12 protein-coding genes and 1 pseudogene are annotated in these 15,625 nt (G+C 51.7%); 11 read left to right on the top strand and 2 right to left on the bottom strand.

Features of this window, described 5'->3' with window-relative positions; all coding sequences use genetic code 11:
* The first annotated feature begins 355 nt into the window (after positions 1–355).
* The 5 genes from GHC22_RS00430 to GHC22_RS00415 all read left to right on the top strand — a co-directional run bounded on the left by GHC22_RS00430 (position 356) and on the right by GHC22_RS00415 (position 4,932).
* Entirely contained in the window at positions 356–607 is a 252-nt protein-coding gene (locus GHC22_RS00430) for an excisionase family protein (RefSeq protein ID WP_153752000.1), read from the top strand.
* A 339-nt stretch (positions 608–946) separates the two neighbouring features.
* Complete coding sequence (locus GHC22_RS00425) at positions 947–2,068, top strand: site-specific integrase (RefSeq protein ID WP_153753948.1); 1,122 nt, start codon at positions 947–949, stop codon at positions 2,066–2,068.
* Positions 2,069–2,233: 165 nt separating this feature from the next.
* Complete coding sequence (locus GHC22_RS24605) at positions 2,234–2,419, top strand: hypothetical protein (RefSeq protein WP_228553215.1); 186 nt, start codon at positions 2,234–2,236, stop codon at positions 2,417–2,419.
* A gap of 262 nt (positions 2,420–2,681) precedes the next feature.
* Entirely contained in the window at positions 2,682–3,680 is a 999-nt protein-coding gene (locus tag GHC22_RS00420; protein WP_049014606.1) for an Abi family protein, read from the top strand.
* 634 nt (positions 3,681–4,314) lie between these two features.
* Complete coding sequence (locus tag GHC22_RS00415) at positions 4,315–4,932, top strand: trimeric intracellular cation channel family protein (protein ID WP_003024049.1); 618 nt, start codon at positions 4,315–4,317, stop codon at positions 4,930–4,932.
* Here the strand turns inward: GHC22_RS00415 and ligB are convergent.
* A pseudogene (gene ligB / locus GHC22_RS00410) lies at positions 4,929–6,608 on the bottom strand (NAD-dependent DNA ligase LigB). The gene GHC22_RS00415 and the pseudogene ligB overlap by 4 nt on opposite strands.
* 261 nt (positions 6,609–6,869) lie before the next feature.
* Here ligB and gmk point away from each other — a divergent pair.
* Genes gmk through recG form a run of 5 tightly spaced genes read left to right on the top strand, consistent with a single transcriptional unit; the run spans position 6,870 to position 12,737 of the window.
* On the top strand, positions 6,870–7,493 hold the full coding sequence (gmk, locus tag GHC22_RS00405) for a guanylate kinase (RefSeq protein ID WP_003024042.1): 624 nt from the start codon (positions 6,870–6,872) through the stop codon (positions 7,491–7,493).
* Between the two features lie 54 nt (positions 7,494–7,547).
* Entirely contained in the window at positions 7,548–7,823 is a 276-nt protein-coding gene (rpoZ, locus tag GHC22_RS00400) for a DNA-directed RNA polymerase subunit omega (protein WP_000135058.1), read from the top strand.
* Between the two features lie 18 nt (positions 7,824–7,841).
* A complete protein-coding gene (spoT, locus tag GHC22_RS00395; protein ID WP_003024038.1) occupies positions 7,842–9,956 on the top strand; it encodes a bifunctional GTP diphosphokinase/guanosine-3',5'-bis pyrophosphate 3'-pyrophosphohydrolase in 2,115 nt (704 codons plus the stop codon).
* A gap of 4 nt (positions 9,957–9,960) precedes the next feature.
* A complete protein-coding gene (gene trmH / locus GHC22_RS00390; protein ID WP_048237018.1) occupies positions 9,961–10,650 on the top strand; it encodes a tRNA (guanosine(18)-2'-O)-methyltransferase TrmH in 690 nt (229 codons plus the stop codon).
* Between the two features lie 5 nt (positions 10,651–10,655).
* On the top strand, positions 10,656–12,737 hold the full coding sequence (recG, locus tag GHC22_RS00385; RefSeq protein ID WP_153751999.1) for an ATP-dependent DNA helicase RecG: 2,082 nt from the start codon (positions 10,656–10,658) through the stop codon (positions 12,735–12,737).
* Positions 12,738–12,779: 42 nt separating this feature from the next.
* Here recG and gltS read toward each other — a convergent pair whose 3' ends face one another.
* Positions 12,780–13,985: a sodium/glutamate symporter gene (gltS, locus tag GHC22_RS00380; protein ID WP_003024029.1), complete on the bottom strand. Its 1,206-nt coding sequence runs from the start codon at positions 13,983–13,985 to the stop codon at positions 12,780–12,782.
* A 225-nt stretch (positions 13,986–14,210) separates the two neighbouring features.
* On the opposite strand from gltS, the gene xanP reads away from it, so the two are divergent.
* Positions 14,211–15,602 carry a xanthine/proton symporter XanP gene (gene xanP, locus GHC22_RS00375; protein WP_003024026.1) on the top strand — a complete coding sequence of 464 codons (1,392 nt, stop codon included), beginning with the start codon at positions 14,211–14,213 and terminating at the stop codon, positions 15,600–15,602.
* Positions 15,603–15,625 lie beyond the last annotated feature (23 nt).

Below are 15,625 nucleotides of genomic sequence, written 5' to 3'. Positions count from 1 at the left end.
AGAAAGACATCGCCATCTATTGCCCCGCGGATCTCTTCCCCTATGGGCAGCAGGAGTTTATATGGGAAATTTAGAGCCAGTGCTAATTACCAGAACAGATATTCAGAACATGCTTGGCGGCATTTCCCGCACAACCTTCTATCGCATGCGTCAACGATGGAAACGAGAAGGTACGCCATTCCCGGAACCCGTTAACGACATCATGCCACCAAGGGGCGGAACACTATACCGGCATAAGGAGGTTATGGCGTTTTTCAACGCTAAGGGGTACCTGTAGCCGGGATTATGCTCACACCACAAAAATAATTTTCTCTATATGCTGTAGTTGGGATAGGTCGATTTTAAAGGCAGATTTATGTCAGATAAAAGCATAATCCAACTAGTTCCCAACAAATGGGTTTCTGAAGAGTTATTGATGGCTATTACTGGCCTGACAAAGAACGCGATCAAGTCAGCACGCACACATTCATGGATGGAGGGACGAGAGTATCGGCACTACTCAGGGGACTGCCAACCCAAGGAGAACTCCCCTATTCTTTACAACCGACACGAAGTCGATAACTGGGTTGAACGCCAGCAACCAGCCCAGCCAAGAGCTAAAAAATAGTAACCCTACACGCTGACCACCAGCGTAGAGAATCAATCTCACGTTTAATGGATGATACATAGGGTCACTTTTCGCCAATAAGTGACCCTATGTTGAAACTGCATAGGGTCACTTTTTTTAAAAGTGGCACTATGAGGCAGAATGCATAGGGTCACTTTTTCTAAAGAAGTGGCACTAGATATATGTATAACTATCTTATGAAACCGCCCTTGTAGAAAGCGTATTTTTGTTAATTGGCATTAACTAACGATAGGCGCTGGTTAACATTCTTAAGTGGTAAGCATGGACTTACTGGTCGCCTTAATCCGCCCTATCCCCTTTATGACTGTGAGGTTACTCATGCCGATCTTTCGAAGAGGAAATATATGGTATTGCGACTATCAGACTCCTGATGGGAAAAGGAGGAGAAGATCACTAAAAACCTCAGATAAAAAGTTAGCGGAAGAACTCCATGACAAACTGAAATACGAGTCCTGGAGGATTGCTAACTTAGGCAGCTTTCACATAGCCACTTTCGAGGAGGCTTGCGCAAGATGGATTAAGGAAAAAGCAGATAAGAAAACACTTCTGGACGACAAGAGCCGGATTGCCTTCTGGATGGAGAGCTTCGCAGGTAAAACGCTTGACGAGATTACAGAGGACAAAATCTACAACGCAATTGAAAATATGACTAATCGCCGGCACGCGGAAAACATAAAGAACAGAATTGCGGCCACGAAATTGGCAAAGTTACCCTCTCCATTGTTTATCCCCCGTAAAGTAGCTACCGCGACTAAAAACACTCATTTGGCATTTCTTAAGGCCATGCTGAGGAAAGCGTTTTTTGAGTGGAAATGGATTACAAATGTACCCTACATCCGCCTGTATCCTGTTAAAAACAACCGCGTTCGTTGGTTGCTACCACATGAAGCACAGAGGTTAATCGAAGTCTGCAATGAGCCCTTAAAATCAGTTGTCGAATTTGCGTTGGCAACTGGGCTAAGGCGTTCGAACATCATCAATCTGGAATGGAAACAAGTCGATCTAGCGCGAAGAGTTGCATGGATAACTGCGGAAAACTCCAAAACAGGCAAAGCGATCGGCATAGCTTTAAATAAGACAGCCTGTAGCATTCTTGAGCGTCAAAAAGGTAATCACCCATGCTGGGTCTTTGTACACACGAAAGCAAAGCCAAAACCAAACGGAGAAATGACCCCATCGGTGAGAAGAATGCGTGTTGATGATAACAACGCATGGCGCTTGGCACTGACCCGGGCGGGAATTGAAGATTTCCGTTTCCACGACCTGAGGCATACATGGGCAAGCTGGTTGGTTCAGGCTGGAGTCCCATTATTTGTTTTGCAGGAAATGGGCGGGTGGGAAAGCCTCGAAATGGTCAAGAGATATGCGCATTTATCACCAACGCACTTGGCAGAGTATGCTTGTAGGCTAGATGACATCTTGCCACACAGCAGGACTTAGCTTGTTAACGCTGGCGCAACCAATGAGGTATCTAGGCGGCAGGCAACCACTTAAACAGTGGTTAATGTCAGTAAGCAGCCAGGCAAAAAAGAACAACTATGCCAGCCGTGAGATATCTCCTGAATAACAATATAATACTGTACACCACCAGCATGGGGACAAATAATGACGCCACGAGAGATCGGGTTGCTGGCTATAGCAAAGCTTGAGCATGACGGCCACCAGCTTACTCCAGCAGATCAGCGGGAGATAGAGCGCACCATTAACGCGGATATAGTACGGCGCAACAGGTTCCGGGATATGATGAGAGCACCGACCTACCAGTGGAAGAAACCGAGGATAGTTAGATAATTGAGCTTAGATAATTTAATTAATAGGAAAAATTAATTGACGCATTCTGTAGTAGCCAATCGACCGAATAAAAACCACATATAGTGTTTTTACTGTTCTACTGGGGACTGTGGGAGGAACATATTGTGACATGTCACATTGACATGCTGCTATCTTAGGGTACAGTTATCAGCAACCGAGCCCGATCCCCTGTTTCTCCGTAGCCAATTTGGTCTGTGAGTCTCACGGTCGGGCCTTTTATTTTCTGAATCCGTATAACTGAATGATTGCAGCCAAGCCGCATAAAGAATATCGCCAGCAGCTCGAGCTTTTGTTGAGCCGAGGTATGGTCATTGATGATCGTCATCGGGCGATGAGAAAGCTATCTCAGGTTGGTTATTATCGTCTTTCGGGCTTCTGGTATACCTCGCGAATTATTCGCACTAGTGATGATGGCCTGTCATTTAGGAGTGATGATTTTCTTGCAGGTACGTCATTCGAACAGGCTTACGATCTTTATCTTTTCGATAAAAAACTGCGAATGTTGATGATGGATGCTCTTGAGCGTATTGAGATTCACATTCGGTCAGTCATTGCCCATGAGGTGGGTCGCCATGACCCTCTCGCTTACAGAAAAGAATCCTATATCAAACAACATCTACGCAACGACGGCCGGGATGGGAAGCCCAGTACCTTTGAAAAATGGCTGAAAAAACTTGATCTGAAAATTCAAGACAGTAGAGATGAGTGTATTATGTGGCATCTCAGCCAACAAAAAGAAATTCCTTTCTGGGTTGCTGTTGAGACATGGGATTTTGGTCAGATGTCAAAATACTACGCCATGCTTAATGGCGGTATGCAGGCTAAAATTATCAAACGTCTTCAACTCGATAACAAACAGACTCTGATGAAGTGGTTGCAATGTCTGAATTTGCTTCGTAATCGCTGTGCCCATCACTCGCGTATCTGGAACCGCAAGCATGTAGCCGTCCCAATTCCAGAATCTGTTTTTTTCAATGAGCTAAAGATTGATGCCAGGGCATGTGAGCGTCTATACAGCGCCATATGCATAATGTGGTATCTGGTGAAAATGATTGGTCCGGGTTCTACTTGGATCAGACAAGTTGCAGAACTCTTTGATAAAAAACCTAATATGCCTGGTTGTTCATATGAATCGATGGGCGTTCCGAAATCCGGATTTCCGAGAGCCAGATTTGGAGATGCGTTAGGATTCGTCCGTGCAGACAATGACCCCATTCATGAAGATTTAGAAGGTGCCTAACCTCCATTTTACACTCTTTTCGTTTCCCGCGTCTGTGGCCCAGATAAACTAGAGTTATCATATTGCTTCCGCAAGCAACTCAGCGTTACGCCCAGCTGATTCCACACGCTGTAGATATCTTTATCCCATGCCTTGTTCGCTTTGACCTGATAACCAGCCTCATTAAGGAATGACAATAAGGATCCGAGCTTGGGATGACGGAAAGAAAACTGCGGGACTACGAATGTTTCGTAGTTAAAAAAACAAGCAAAAAATAATAGCACCTCAAAAATACGTGTACACATGGGTGTACACAATGAAAAAAAGCATTGCATGAAACCCAGTAACCATAAGGTATAAGCCCACCTACTCTACAAACAAATTCAACATCGAGTAAGCAACCATTCTACGTAGCCCGCCAATAAATGGCGAGGCTACGTATTTTTCCCGACGCTTTGATACTCCCTTGTTCAATTCGAATTATATTTTCTCATCATTCTTTATTGAAGCTCATAATACAAAGCGCATATCACCACGCATTTTCAGCAAATTCGCATTAGCTGTAGTTATTAAAATCACTTCACCTTAGAAAATCTCAATCGTGACAAGGCGCACAAATCGTTAACCTTAGCCCCCAGCAAATCAGGGGGAATACATGCTGTTACACGTTTTATATTTAATTGGTATTACTGCCGAAGCCATGACCGGTGCGCTTGCTGCTGGGCGTCGTCGTATGGATACATTTGGCGTCATTATCATTGCCACCGCGACGGCCATTGGCGGCGGATCGGTACGCGATATTCTTCTCGGCCACTATCCGCTTGGCTGGGTAAAGCACCCTGAATACGTCATTATCGTAGCGACCGCTGCGGTACTCACCACCATTATTGCTCCCGTCATGCCCTATCTGCGCAAAATATTCCTCGTACTGGATGCGCTGGGCCTGGTGGTCTTTTCTATTATCGGTGCTCAGGTGGCACTGGATATGGGTCATGGACCGATTATCGCCGTGGTCGCTGCGGTCACGACCGGCGTCTTCGGTGGCGTATTACGCGATATGTTCTGCAAACGCATCCCGTTAGTGTTCCAGAAAGAGTTGTATGCTGGCGTATCATTCGCCGCTGCTGTGTTGTACATCGTGCTACAGCATTATGTCTCCAGTCATGATGTAGTGGTTATCTCTACTCTGCTCTTCGGCTTTACCGCCCGATTACTGGCGCTGCGCCTGAAGTTAGGTCTGCCGGTATTTTACTATCGCCACGAAGGCCATTAAGGCATAAAGCCCGCGATCCGCTGAGCAGCTAACCAGTTGCTCAGCGCTGTGACCTCTCGATCCTCCAGCCATTGAATAACCTGCCGTGCCCGCCGTTCTCCCATGAAAGGGAGCTGCCGCCAGCTTTGTTCATCGCGTTCTTTTAATTGCTGCCACGAACCATCCCGGCTGGCATTTAGCGTTGCCTGTGTTAACGGTATTCCCATGGCAATCACCCAGCGCGTGAACGGGAGATCGCGCGACAGGTTGAACTGATGCCACAGCTTCTCCCCTTTGATTACACCAAGTGCAGACTCTAACTGTTCCTGAGTTAACCCAAGCCAGGAAAAGATATGTTCAAAGCGATACACCTGGTTGAGCTCTCGCCATCCCGCCTCGCCGATCCCCTCCAGCCCCAGCACCTCTTTGCCGCCCAGCCAGACCAGTCTGGCAACAAACTGTTCCTGGCACTCCGCTGTAGCATAAAAACAGGTTAATGAATTGAAGCGCCCCTCGGGGGGTATTGGCTTAGTACGCTGAGTGCTGCGCCAGACCACCTCGTCTATACGGGGTATCCCTTGTCCAGCCAGGCTCACCAGAATCTGATCGCCAGGCGCGATATCCCATTCATTCCAGCGTCGGACGGAGCCAATATTGACGCGCTGTACGCGTTTATCATCCAGCATGACGGGAGTCAGCAATGCAACCACCGCAATTTTCCCGCTTTTACCAACGGAGAACTGAATACCAGTAACCTCAGATACCCTCGTCACGGGAGGATATTTCCACGCCGCCAGCCACTCACCCTGCCCGGGTAGCCAATACTTTGCCCGTGGCTCTTTTGCCGTTCGCACCACGACACCATCTGTCACAAAAGGTAATGCTGAACTCCACCACCTGGCGCGCGACTTTTCGACGTCATCCGCATTCTTCACGGCCTGAGTATAACGTTGCGTGTAACTGAACCCGGCAGCCGTGAGCTGCTCCAGTCTTTCAGGCATGACCGCCGGACCATAAGGCCAGGCCCAGATAAAAATTGCCAGCGAGCGTAACATTTCCGGATTGCCCTGGCGCATCATTAATCCAGCAAACTTCGAGCGGGCATTCATTCCCCCTCTCTGCTTCTGAATATGCCCCTCTTGCTGCAAAAATATCTCACCCTGCAACGTACTGTTAGCGAGTTTCCCCTTGGTGGAATGTGGTACGGAAGGGATCTGCAGAACCTTTTGCGTCCAGTCTTCGCCTTTCAGGCCATTACCACGGCTAATCGCCCGTACCAGATTGCCATTGCGATAGACTAACGTCACCGCCACGCCATCCACCTTCGGTTGCACCCAGAGATCGCTGCGAGCGAGCATCCATTGCTGTAGCGCTTGCTTATCAGCTAGTTTTCGAACGCCCGTGTGGGGAACTGGATGCGAGACGGTGCCACTTATTGGGGGCACAGACAGATCTGGTGGGACTTCATCGCCAAAACAGCGCTGCTATTGAATTAGTTGCGCATTGAGCTGGTCATAAACGCCGTCGTCTACGGCACTTTCCCCTTGTTTCCAGTAACTGTCATTCCACTGTGTAATCTGCTGCTGTAGTCGTGAAATTTCCTCGTTTGCCCTGGCAGGCGACCAGACGGGGCATACCGCCCACGCAGGTAAATGCCACACCAGTAAAACCAGCCCTATGCATTTCCATAATCCCATGCTATCTCCGCTGAACGATACGTTTCCCGGCAGGTATAGCGCGAAGTGAAATAGAAACAGAGCGGCAAAAATTCATCCTGCGAACAGCTTTCCGGACATTTGCATGTATTGCTGCAAATCATCGATAAAACAGGAAACTGGTACGCAAAACGCAATAAACATGCGCAAAAAGTGTGACAAGGGCTACGTCACATAGCGGCTACGTGTATAATAAGCCCGTATGTAGGCTCTCTTTCGACAATCACATACATTAAGATACTCATGGCTCAAGGCACGCTTTATATTGTTTCTGCCCCCAGTGGCGCGGGTAAATCCAGCCTGATTCAGGCTTTATTAAAGACCCAACCGTTGTATGACACCCAGGTTTCTGTTTCGCACACCACGCGCGCACCGCGCCCGGGGGAAGTGCACGGTGAACACTATTTCTTTGTGAACCATGATGAATTCAGAACCATGATTGGCAGAGACGCGTTCCTGGAACACGCGGAGGTTTTCGGTAATTACTACGGCACCTCGCGTGAAACCATTGAGCAAGTATTAGCATCCGGCGTAGACGTCTTTTTAGATATCGACTGGCAAGGTGCGCAGCAAATTCGTGAAAAAATGCCGCATGCGCGCAGTATTTTTATTTTGCCACCGTCTAAGATTGAGCTGGACCGCCGCCTGCGTGGCCGCGGTCAGGATAGCGAAGACGTGATCGCGAAACGTATGGCGCAAGCTGTTGCAGAAATGAGCCATTACGCCGAATATGATTATCTTATTGTGAATGATGATTTCGACACCGCCCTGGGCGATTTGAAAACCATCATTCGCGCCGAACGTCTGCGCATGAGCCGCCAAAAGCAGCGTCATGACGCTTTAATCAGCAAACTGTTGGCAGACTGAACCCACATTCAGTATCATGCCCAGTCATTTCTTCACCTGTGGAGCATTTTAAGTATGGCACGCGTAACTGTTCAGGACGCTGTAGAGAAAATTGGTAACCGTTTTGACCTGGTACTGGTCGCCGCGCGTCGCGCTCGTCAGATGCAGGTAGGCGGAAAGGATCCGCTCGTACCGGAAGAAAACGATAAAACTACCGTTATCGCGCTGCGCGAAATCGAAGAAGGTCTGATCAACAACCAGATCCTCGACGTGCGTGAGCGCCAGGAACAGCAAGAGCAGGAAGCCGCTGAATTACAAGCCGTTACCGCTATAGCTGAAGGTCGTCGTTAATCACAAAGCGGGTCGCCCTTGTATCTGTTTGAAAGCCTGAATCAACTGATTCAAAACTACCTGCCGGAAGACCAGATTAAGCGTCTTCGGCAGGCGTATCTCGTTGCACGTGACGCTCACGAGGGCCAGACACGTTCAAGCGGTGAACCCTATATCACGCACCCGGTAGCGGTAGCCTGCATTCTGGCCGAGATGAAACTCGACTACGAAACGCTGATGGCTGCGCTGCTGCATGACGTGATTGAAGATACCCCAGCCACCTATCAGGACATGGAACAGCTTTTTGGTAAAAGCGTTGCAGAGCTGGTAGAAGGGGTATCGAAGCTTGATAAGCTTAAGTTTCGCGATAAGAAAGAGGCGCAAGCTGAAAACTTTCGCAAGATGATTATGGCAATGGTGCAGGATATCCGCGTCATTCTCATCAAACTTGCCGACCGCACCCACAACATGCGCACGCTGGGTTCATTACGCCCGGACAAGCGTCGCCGCATCGCCCGTGAAACTCTCGAAATCTATAGTCCGCTGGCACACCGTTTAGGTATTCATCACATTAAAACCGAGCTGGAAGAGCTGGGTTTTGAAGCGCTGTACCCAAACCGCTATCGCGTGATTAAAGAAGTGGTTAAAGCCGCTCGCGGCAACCGCAAAGAGATGATCCAAAAAATCCTCTCGGAAATCGAAGGGCGTTTGCAGGAGGCAGGTATTCCGTGTCGCGTAAGCGGGCGTGAGAAGCACCTGTACTCTATTTACTGCAAAATGGTGCTCAAAGAGCAGCGTTTTCACTCCATCATGGATATCTACGCATTTCGCGTCATCGTTCATGATTCCGATACCTGCTATCGCGTACTCGGCCAGATGCACAGCCTGTACAAACCACGCCCTGGTCGCGTGAAAGACTATATCGCCATTCCGAAAGCGAACGGATATCAGTCTTTGCACACCTCAATGATCGGCCCTCATGGCGTCCCGGTTGAAGTACAGATTCGTACTGAAGACATGGACCAGATGGCAGAGATGGGTGTCGCAGCGCACTGGGCTTACAAAGAGCACGGCGGCGAAAGCAGCACCACTGCGCAAATCCGCGCTCAGCGCTGGATGCAAAGCTTGCTGGAACTGCAGCAGAGCGCCGGTAGCTCGTTTGAATTTATTGAAAGCGTCAAATCTGATCTCTTCCCGGATGAGATTTATGTTTTCACACCGGAAGGGCGCATTGTCGAACTGCCCGCCGGTGCAACGCCTGTCGACTTCGCCTACGCCGTGCATACCGATATCGGTCACGCCTGCGTCGGCGCGCGCGTCGACAGACAGCCTTACCCGCTTTCACAACCGCTCTTTAGCGGCCAGACCGTTGAGATTATCACCGCGCCGGGCGCACGTCCGAACGCAGCGTGGCTAAACTTCGTCGTCAGTTCGAAAGCGCGCGCCAAGATTCGCCAACTGTTGAAAAACCTCAAGCGCGATGATTCCGTCAGTCTGGGTCGTCGACTGCTCAACCATGCCCTGGGCGGTAGCCGTAAACTGGCTGAGATCCCGCCAGAGAGCATCCAGCGTGAGCTTGAGCGTATGAAGCTCGCCACGCTTGACGATCTGCTCGCAGAAATCGGTCTGGGTAACGCCATGAGCGTGGTGGTAGCGAAAAACCTCCAGCAGGGCGAAGCAACAGCGAACGTACCAGCACAATCTGGCCATGGTCATCTGCCAATCAAAGGCGCAGACGGCGTGCTGATCACCTTCGCGAAATGCTGTCGTCCAATTCCAGGTGATCCAATCATTGCCCACGTCAGTCCGGGTAAAGGTCTGGTGATCCACCATGAGTCCTGCCGTAATATTCGTGGCTACCAGAAAGAGCCAGAGAAGTTTATGGCGGTGGAATGGGATAAAGAGACGGAGCAGGAATTCATCACCGAGATTAAGGTGGATATGTTTAACCACCAGGGTGCTCTGGCGAACCTGACGGCGGCAATCAACACGACCACCTCCAATATTCAAAGTCTGAATACGGAAGAGAAAGATGGCCGCGTTTATAGCGCCTTTATTCGCCTGACCGCTCGCGATCGTGTGCACCTGGCGAATATCATGCGCAAAATCCGCGTCATGCCGGACGTGATAAAAGTCACCCGTAACCGAAACTAGTCTTATGAATGAACAGCGCTATGCACGTATCCGCGAGATGCTCGCACGTCGTCAGCCCGATCTGACCGTCTGCATGGAGCAGGTTCACAAACCTCATAACGTTTCTGCGATTATTCGTACTGCAGATGCGGTTGGCGTGCATGAAGTCCACGCCGTCTGGCCGGGTAGCCGTATGCGCACCATGGCCTCTTCTGCCGCAGGCAGCAACAGTTGGGTTCAGGTGAAAACTCACCTTACCATTGGCGATGCGGTCACACATTTAAAAAGCCGGGGCATGCAGGTCCTGGCAACCCATCTGTCAGATAAAGCTGTGGATTTTCGCGAGATTGATTACACGCGCCCCACCTGCATCCTGATGGGCCAGGAGAAAACCGGCATCACTCAGGAAGCGTTGAATCTGGCTGATCAGGACATCATCATTCCCATGACTGGCATGGTGCAGTCACTGAACGTTTCTGTCGCCTCCGCGCTGATTCTGTACGAAGCACAGCGCCAGCGGCAAAACGCGGGGATGTACCGACGAGAAAACAGCATGCTGCCACAAGAAGAGCAGCAGCGCTTACTGTTTGAAGGCGGTTATCCGGTGCTGGCGAATGTCGCTAAGCGCAAAGGTCTTCCCTACCCTCACGTAAACACGCAGGGCGAAATTGAAGCCGATGCAACGTGGTGGGCCACTATGCAATCTGCGAGATAAACGCGATGAAAGGCCGTTTACTGGATGCCATCCCACTCAACTCTCTGACCGGCGTTGGCGCAGCGCAAAGCAGTAAACTGGCGAAAATTGGCCTGCACACCGTGCAGGACCTCCTGCTCCACCTCCCTCTGCGTTACGAAGACCGTACCCATCTGTACCCAATTGGCGAACTGCTGCCGGGTGTCTATGCCACCGTTGAAGGCGAAGTGCTGAACTGCAATATCACCTTCGGCGGCCGCCGGATGATGACCTGTCAAATCAGCGATGGCTCAGGGATTCTCACCATGCGCTTTTTCAACTTCAGCGCAGCGATGAAAAACAGCCTCGCTACCGGGCGTAGGGTACTGGCCTACGGCGAAGCCAAACGCGGGAAATACGGCGCAGAGATGATTCACCCGGAATACCGCGTACAAGGCGATCTCAGCACGCCAGAATTGCAGGAAACACTCACACCAGTATATCCAACCACCGAAGGTGTGAAGCAGGCCACGCTGCGCAAGCTGACCGATCAGGCACTGGATCTACTCGATACCTGCGCCATTGCCGAACTGCTGCCGCCAGAGCTGTCACAGGGCATGATGAGCCTACCCGAAGCACTGCGCACGTTGCACCGCCCCCCACCGTCGCTGCAACTCAGCGATCTGGAAACCGGACAACATCCGGCGCAGCGACGTCTGATTCTCGAAGAACTACTGGCGCATAATCTCAGCATGCTGGCACTACGCGCCGGGGCACAGCGTTTTCACGCCCAGCCGTTAAGTGCTAACAACGCGCTAAAAGATAAGCTGCTGGCAGCATTGCCGTTCAAACCTACTGGCGCACAGGCCCGCGTTACCGCTGAGATTGAACGCGATATGGCACTGGATGTGCCGATGATGCGCCTGGTGCAGGGTGATGTCGGCTCCGGTAAAACGCTGGTTGCCGCGCTGGCCGCGCTGCGGGCTATCGCACATGGTAAGCAGGTTGCGCTAATGGCTCCTACCGAACTATTGGCTGAACAACATGCAAATAACTTCCGCAACTGGTTCGCGCCACTGGGCGTTGAAGTGGGCTGGCTGGCGGGCAAGCAGAAAGGTAAAGCGCGTCTGGCGCAACAAGAAGCCATCGCCAGCGGTCAGGTGCAGATGATTGTCGGCACGCACGCGATTTTCCAGGAACAGGTGCAGTTCAACGGGCTGGCGCTGGTTATCATCGACGAACAGCACCGCTTCGGCGTTCATCAGCGCCTGGCGCTGTGGGAAAAAGGTCAGCAGCAGGGTTTCCATCCACACCAGCTAATCATGACCGCCACGCCGATTCCACGTACCCTGGCGATGACGGCCTATGCTGACCTCGACACGTCGGTCATTGACGAACTCCCTCCGGGGCGTACGCCGGTCACTACGGTCGCCATTCCGGATACCCGCCGCAGCGATATCATTGTTCGCGTGCGCAACGCCTGTACCCACGAAGGACGTCAGGCATATTGGGTCTGTACGCTGATTGAAGAGTCTGACTTGTTGGAAGCTCAGGCGGCAGAAGCGACGTGGGAAGAGCTTAAACTGGCGCTGCCAGAACTCAATATTGGCCTGGTACACGGGCGCATGAAGCCCGCCGAGAAGCAGTCAGTAATGGCGGCCTTTAAGCAGGGTGAACTGCATCTGCTGGTTGCCACGACGGTGATTGAAGTGGGCGTGGACGTGCCAAACGCCAGCCTGATGATAATTGAAAACCCGGAACGCTTAGGCCTGGCCCAGTTGCACCAGTTGCGTGGTCGCGTAGGCCGTGGCGCGGTGGCTTCCCACTGCGTTCTGCTCTACAAATCACCGCTGTCTAAAACCGCGCAGAAACGCCTGCAGGTTCTGCGAGACAGCAACGACGGGTTCGTAATTGCGCAAAAAGATTTAGAGATTCGCGGCCCCGGCGAGCTGTTAGGTACTCGCCAGACCGGAACGGCAGAATTCAAGGTCGCAGATTTACTGCGCGATCAGGCGATTATCCCGGAAGTTCAGCGCATTGCCCGCCATATTCACGAACGTTATCCGCAACAGGCCGTGGCACTGATAGAGCGCTGGATGCCGGAAACCGAACGCTACTCCAACGCGTAGTTAATTCATAGCGGCGGCGGACGTTACCCCGCCGCACAGCCGTTATTGCGCGAAAATCGGTAACAGCAGATACAGCTTAATCACCAACGCGTTGACGATATCGATAAAGAACGCCCCCACCATCGGCACCACCAGAAACGCCATATGGGATGGTCCAAAACGTTCGGTAATCGCCTGCATGTTGGCAATCGCCGTCGGCGTCGCGCCGAGGCCAAAACCGCAGTGTCCGGCAGCCAGCACGGCGGCATCGTAGTTCTTACCCATCATGCGCCAGGTGACGAATATCGCGTACAGCGCCATGAAAATAGTCTGCACAACCAGGATTGCCAGCATCGGCAAGGCCAGTGAAGCCAGTTCCCACAGCTTCAGGCTCATCAGCGCCATCGCCAGAAACAGCGACAGACTAACGTTACCCAGTACAGAAACCGCACGTTCGAACACCCGATAAAAACCCAGTAGCGCCAGACCGTTACTGAGGATCACCCCAACAAACAGCACGCAGACGAAGGTCGGCAATTCCAGCACTGTTCCAACCAGCATTTGCGCAACGATTTTACCCACCGTCAGACAGATAGCGATCAGAGCAATGGTTTCAATCAGCACCAGCGAGGTGATCATGCGCCCAACGTCCGGCTTTTCAAATGCGGTCGGCACGGCCTGATCGTCCGGCATACCGTCTGGCGTGGTGGAGTGTTTGACCAGATAGCGTGCCACCGGGCCGCCAATCAGCCCACCCAACACCAGACCAAACGTTGCGCAAGCCATCGCCACTTCAGTCGCATTGGTGAAGCCATAACGTTCAATAAACAGCTTGCTCCACGCGGCCCCGGTTCCGTGTCCACCAGAGAGGGTGATCGAGCCAGCGATCAGACCCATCAGCGGGTCCAGACCCAGCAGGGTCGCCATACCAATACCGATGGCGTTTTGCATCAGCAACAAGCCAACAACCACAATCAGAAAGATACCCACCACGCGGCCACCAGCACGCAGACTGGCGATATTGGCGTTCAGACCGATAGTGGCGAAAAAGGCCAGCATCAGCGGATCGCGCAGGGTCATATCGAAGTTCACTTCCCAACCCATGCTTTTTTTCAGCACCAGCAGCGCAATCGCCACCAGCAATCCGCCTGCAACGGGTTCGGGAATGGTGTATTTTTTCAAGAAGGAAACAGACTGGACGAGCTTACGTCCCAGCAGCAACACAAGGGTTGCCGCAACCAGCGTTGATAACGTATCGAGATAAAACATTTACAGCTCCATTAGTGCGTTTAGCACAATCACGCACGATGCATTCCAGACCGATTTTTAGCTCTTATTGAGTTTTCGGAGTGGATTTTAAGCAGAAAATGATGAAAAGTTATATAAAAATGTTTGTTTATCCGTTTTAAATATTAAGAACACCTGCTAGCAAACGTTTGCTTTTCTGCCCTGGTCAGATAAAATCACCGCTTTTCCACCATGGGATTGCCTCTGATGTCCGTTAACGCCGTAGAGTCAACAAATGCGCAACCGGTTGCGCAGACTCACAACAGTGAACTGATTTACCGTCTTGAAGATCGCCCCCCGTTAGCCCAGACCCTGTTTGCCGCCTGTCAGCATCTGCTGGCCATGTTCGTCGCGGTGATCACCCCTGCTCTGTTAATTTGCCAGGCGCTTGGTTTACCGGCTCAGGATACTCAACACATTATCAGTATGTCGCTGTTCGCCTCCGGCGTGGCTTCTATCATCCAGATCAAAGCCTGGGGGCCGGTCGGCTCAGGGCTGCTATCCATTCAGGGCACCAGCTTTAACTTTGTTGCGCCACTGATTATGGGCGGTACGGCGCTAAAAACCGGTGGCGCAGATGTCCCAACCATGATGGCGGCGCTGTTCGGTACGCTGATGCTGGCAAGCTGCACCGAGATGGTTATCTCGCGTGTCCTGCACCTGGCGCGTCGTATTATTACTCCGCTGGTCTCAGGGGTGGTAGTGATGATTATCGGCCTGTCGTTGATTCAGGTGGGTCTGACATCGATTGGCGGTGGCTATGCCGCAATGAGCGACAACACCTTTGGTGCGCCGAAGAATTTACTGTTGGCAGGCGTGGTGCTGGCGCTAATCATCCTGCTTAACCGTCAACGCAACCCGTACCTGCGCGTTGCGTCATTGGTGATTGCGATGGCGGCAGGCTATCTGTTGGCCTGGTTTATGGACATGCTGCCGCAAAATACCGCACCGGTAAGTCAGGACCTGCTGATGGTGCCAACGCCGCTGTATTATGGCCTGGGCATCGACTGGAGTTTACTGCTGCCGCTGATGCTGGTCTTTATGATCACGTCACTGGAAACCATCGGCGATATTACGGCCACCTCTGATGTCTCCGAGCAGCCGGTTTCTGGTCCGCTGTATATGAAGCGCCTGAAAGGCGGCGTGCTGGCGAACGGTCTGAACTCGTTTGTTTCCGCCGTGTTCAACACCTTCCCGAACTCCTGTTTTGGCCAGAACAATGGGGTTATTCAGTTAACAGGCGTTGCCAGCCGCTACGTTGGTTTTGTGGTGGCGCTGATGTTGATCGCGCTGGGCCTGTTCCCGGCAGTCAGCGGTTTTGTACAGCATATTCCTGAGCCGGTACTGGGCGGCGCAACGCTGGTGATGTTCGGTACTATCGCAGCATCCGGTGTGCGTATCGTGTCCCGCGAGCCGTTGAACCGCCGCGCGATTCTGATTATCGCGCTGTCGCTGGCCGTTGGTCTGGGTGTTTCCCAGCAGCCGCTGATTCTCCAGTTCGCCCCGGATTGGGTGAAAAACCTGCTCTCTTCCGGTATCGCCGCTGGCGGTATTACCGCAATCGTTCTGAATCTGGTATTCCCGCCAGAAAAGCAATAAGCAAAATGCGGCGTTGGTTCTGA

Origin of the sequence: Citrobacter sp. H12-3-2, assembly GCF_009649895.1 — a bacterium.
GTDB classification, from domain to species: domain Bacteria; phylum Pseudomonadota; class Gammaproteobacteria; order Enterobacterales; family Enterobacteriaceae; genus Citrobacter; species Citrobacter portucalensis.
The sequence above is the reverse complement of the archived record's forward strand: the minus strand, read 5'-3'. Positions and strand labels throughout refer to the sequence as shown.

What these genes read in the sequence shown, in the direction of transcription:
- gltS (WP_003024029.1), bottom strand. Translation starts at nt 13,985, where the DNA reads ATGTTTTATCTCGATACGTTATCAACGCTGGTTGCGGCAACCCTTGTG.
- GHC22_RS00415 (WP_003024049.1), top strand. Translation starts at nt 4,315, where the DNA reads ATGCTGTTACACGTTTTATATTTAATTGGTATTACTGCCGAAGCCATG.
- GHC22_RS24605 (WP_228553215.1), top strand. Translation starts at nt 2,234, where the DNA reads ATGACGCCACGAGAGATCGGGTTGCTGGCTATAGCAAAGCTTGAGCAT.
- recG (WP_153751999.1), top strand. Translation starts at nt 10,656, where the DNA reads ATGAAAGGCCGTTTACTGGATGCCATCCCACTCAACTCTCTGACCGGC.
- rpoZ (WP_000135058.1), top strand. Translation starts at nt 7,548, where the DNA reads ATGGCACGCGTAACTGTTCAGGACGCTGTAGAGAAAATTGGTAACCGT.
- GHC22_RS00420 (WP_049014606.1), top strand. Translation starts at nt 2,682, where the DNA reads ATGATTGCAGCCAAGCCGCATAAAGAATATCGCCAGCAGCTCGAGCTT.
- gmk (WP_003024042.1), top strand. Translation starts at nt 6,870, where the DNA reads ATGGCTCAAGGCACGCTTTATATTGTTTCTGCCCCCAGTGGCGCGGGT.
- trmH (WP_048237018.1), top strand. Translation starts at nt 9,961, where the DNA reads ATGAATGAACAGCGCTATGCACGTATCCGCGAGATGCTCGCACGTCGT.
- GHC22_RS00430 (WP_153752000.1), top strand. Translation starts at nt 356, where the DNA reads ATGTCAGATAAAAGCATAATCCAACTAGTTCCCAACAAATGGGTTTCT.
- xanP (WP_003024026.1), top strand. Translation starts at nt 14,211, where the DNA reads ATGTCCGTTAACGCCGTAGAGTCAACAAATGCGCAACCGGTTGCGCAG.
- GHC22_RS00425 (WP_153753948.1), top strand. Translation starts at nt 947, where the DNA reads ATGCCGATCTTTCGAAGAGGAAATATATGGTATTGCGACTATCAGACT.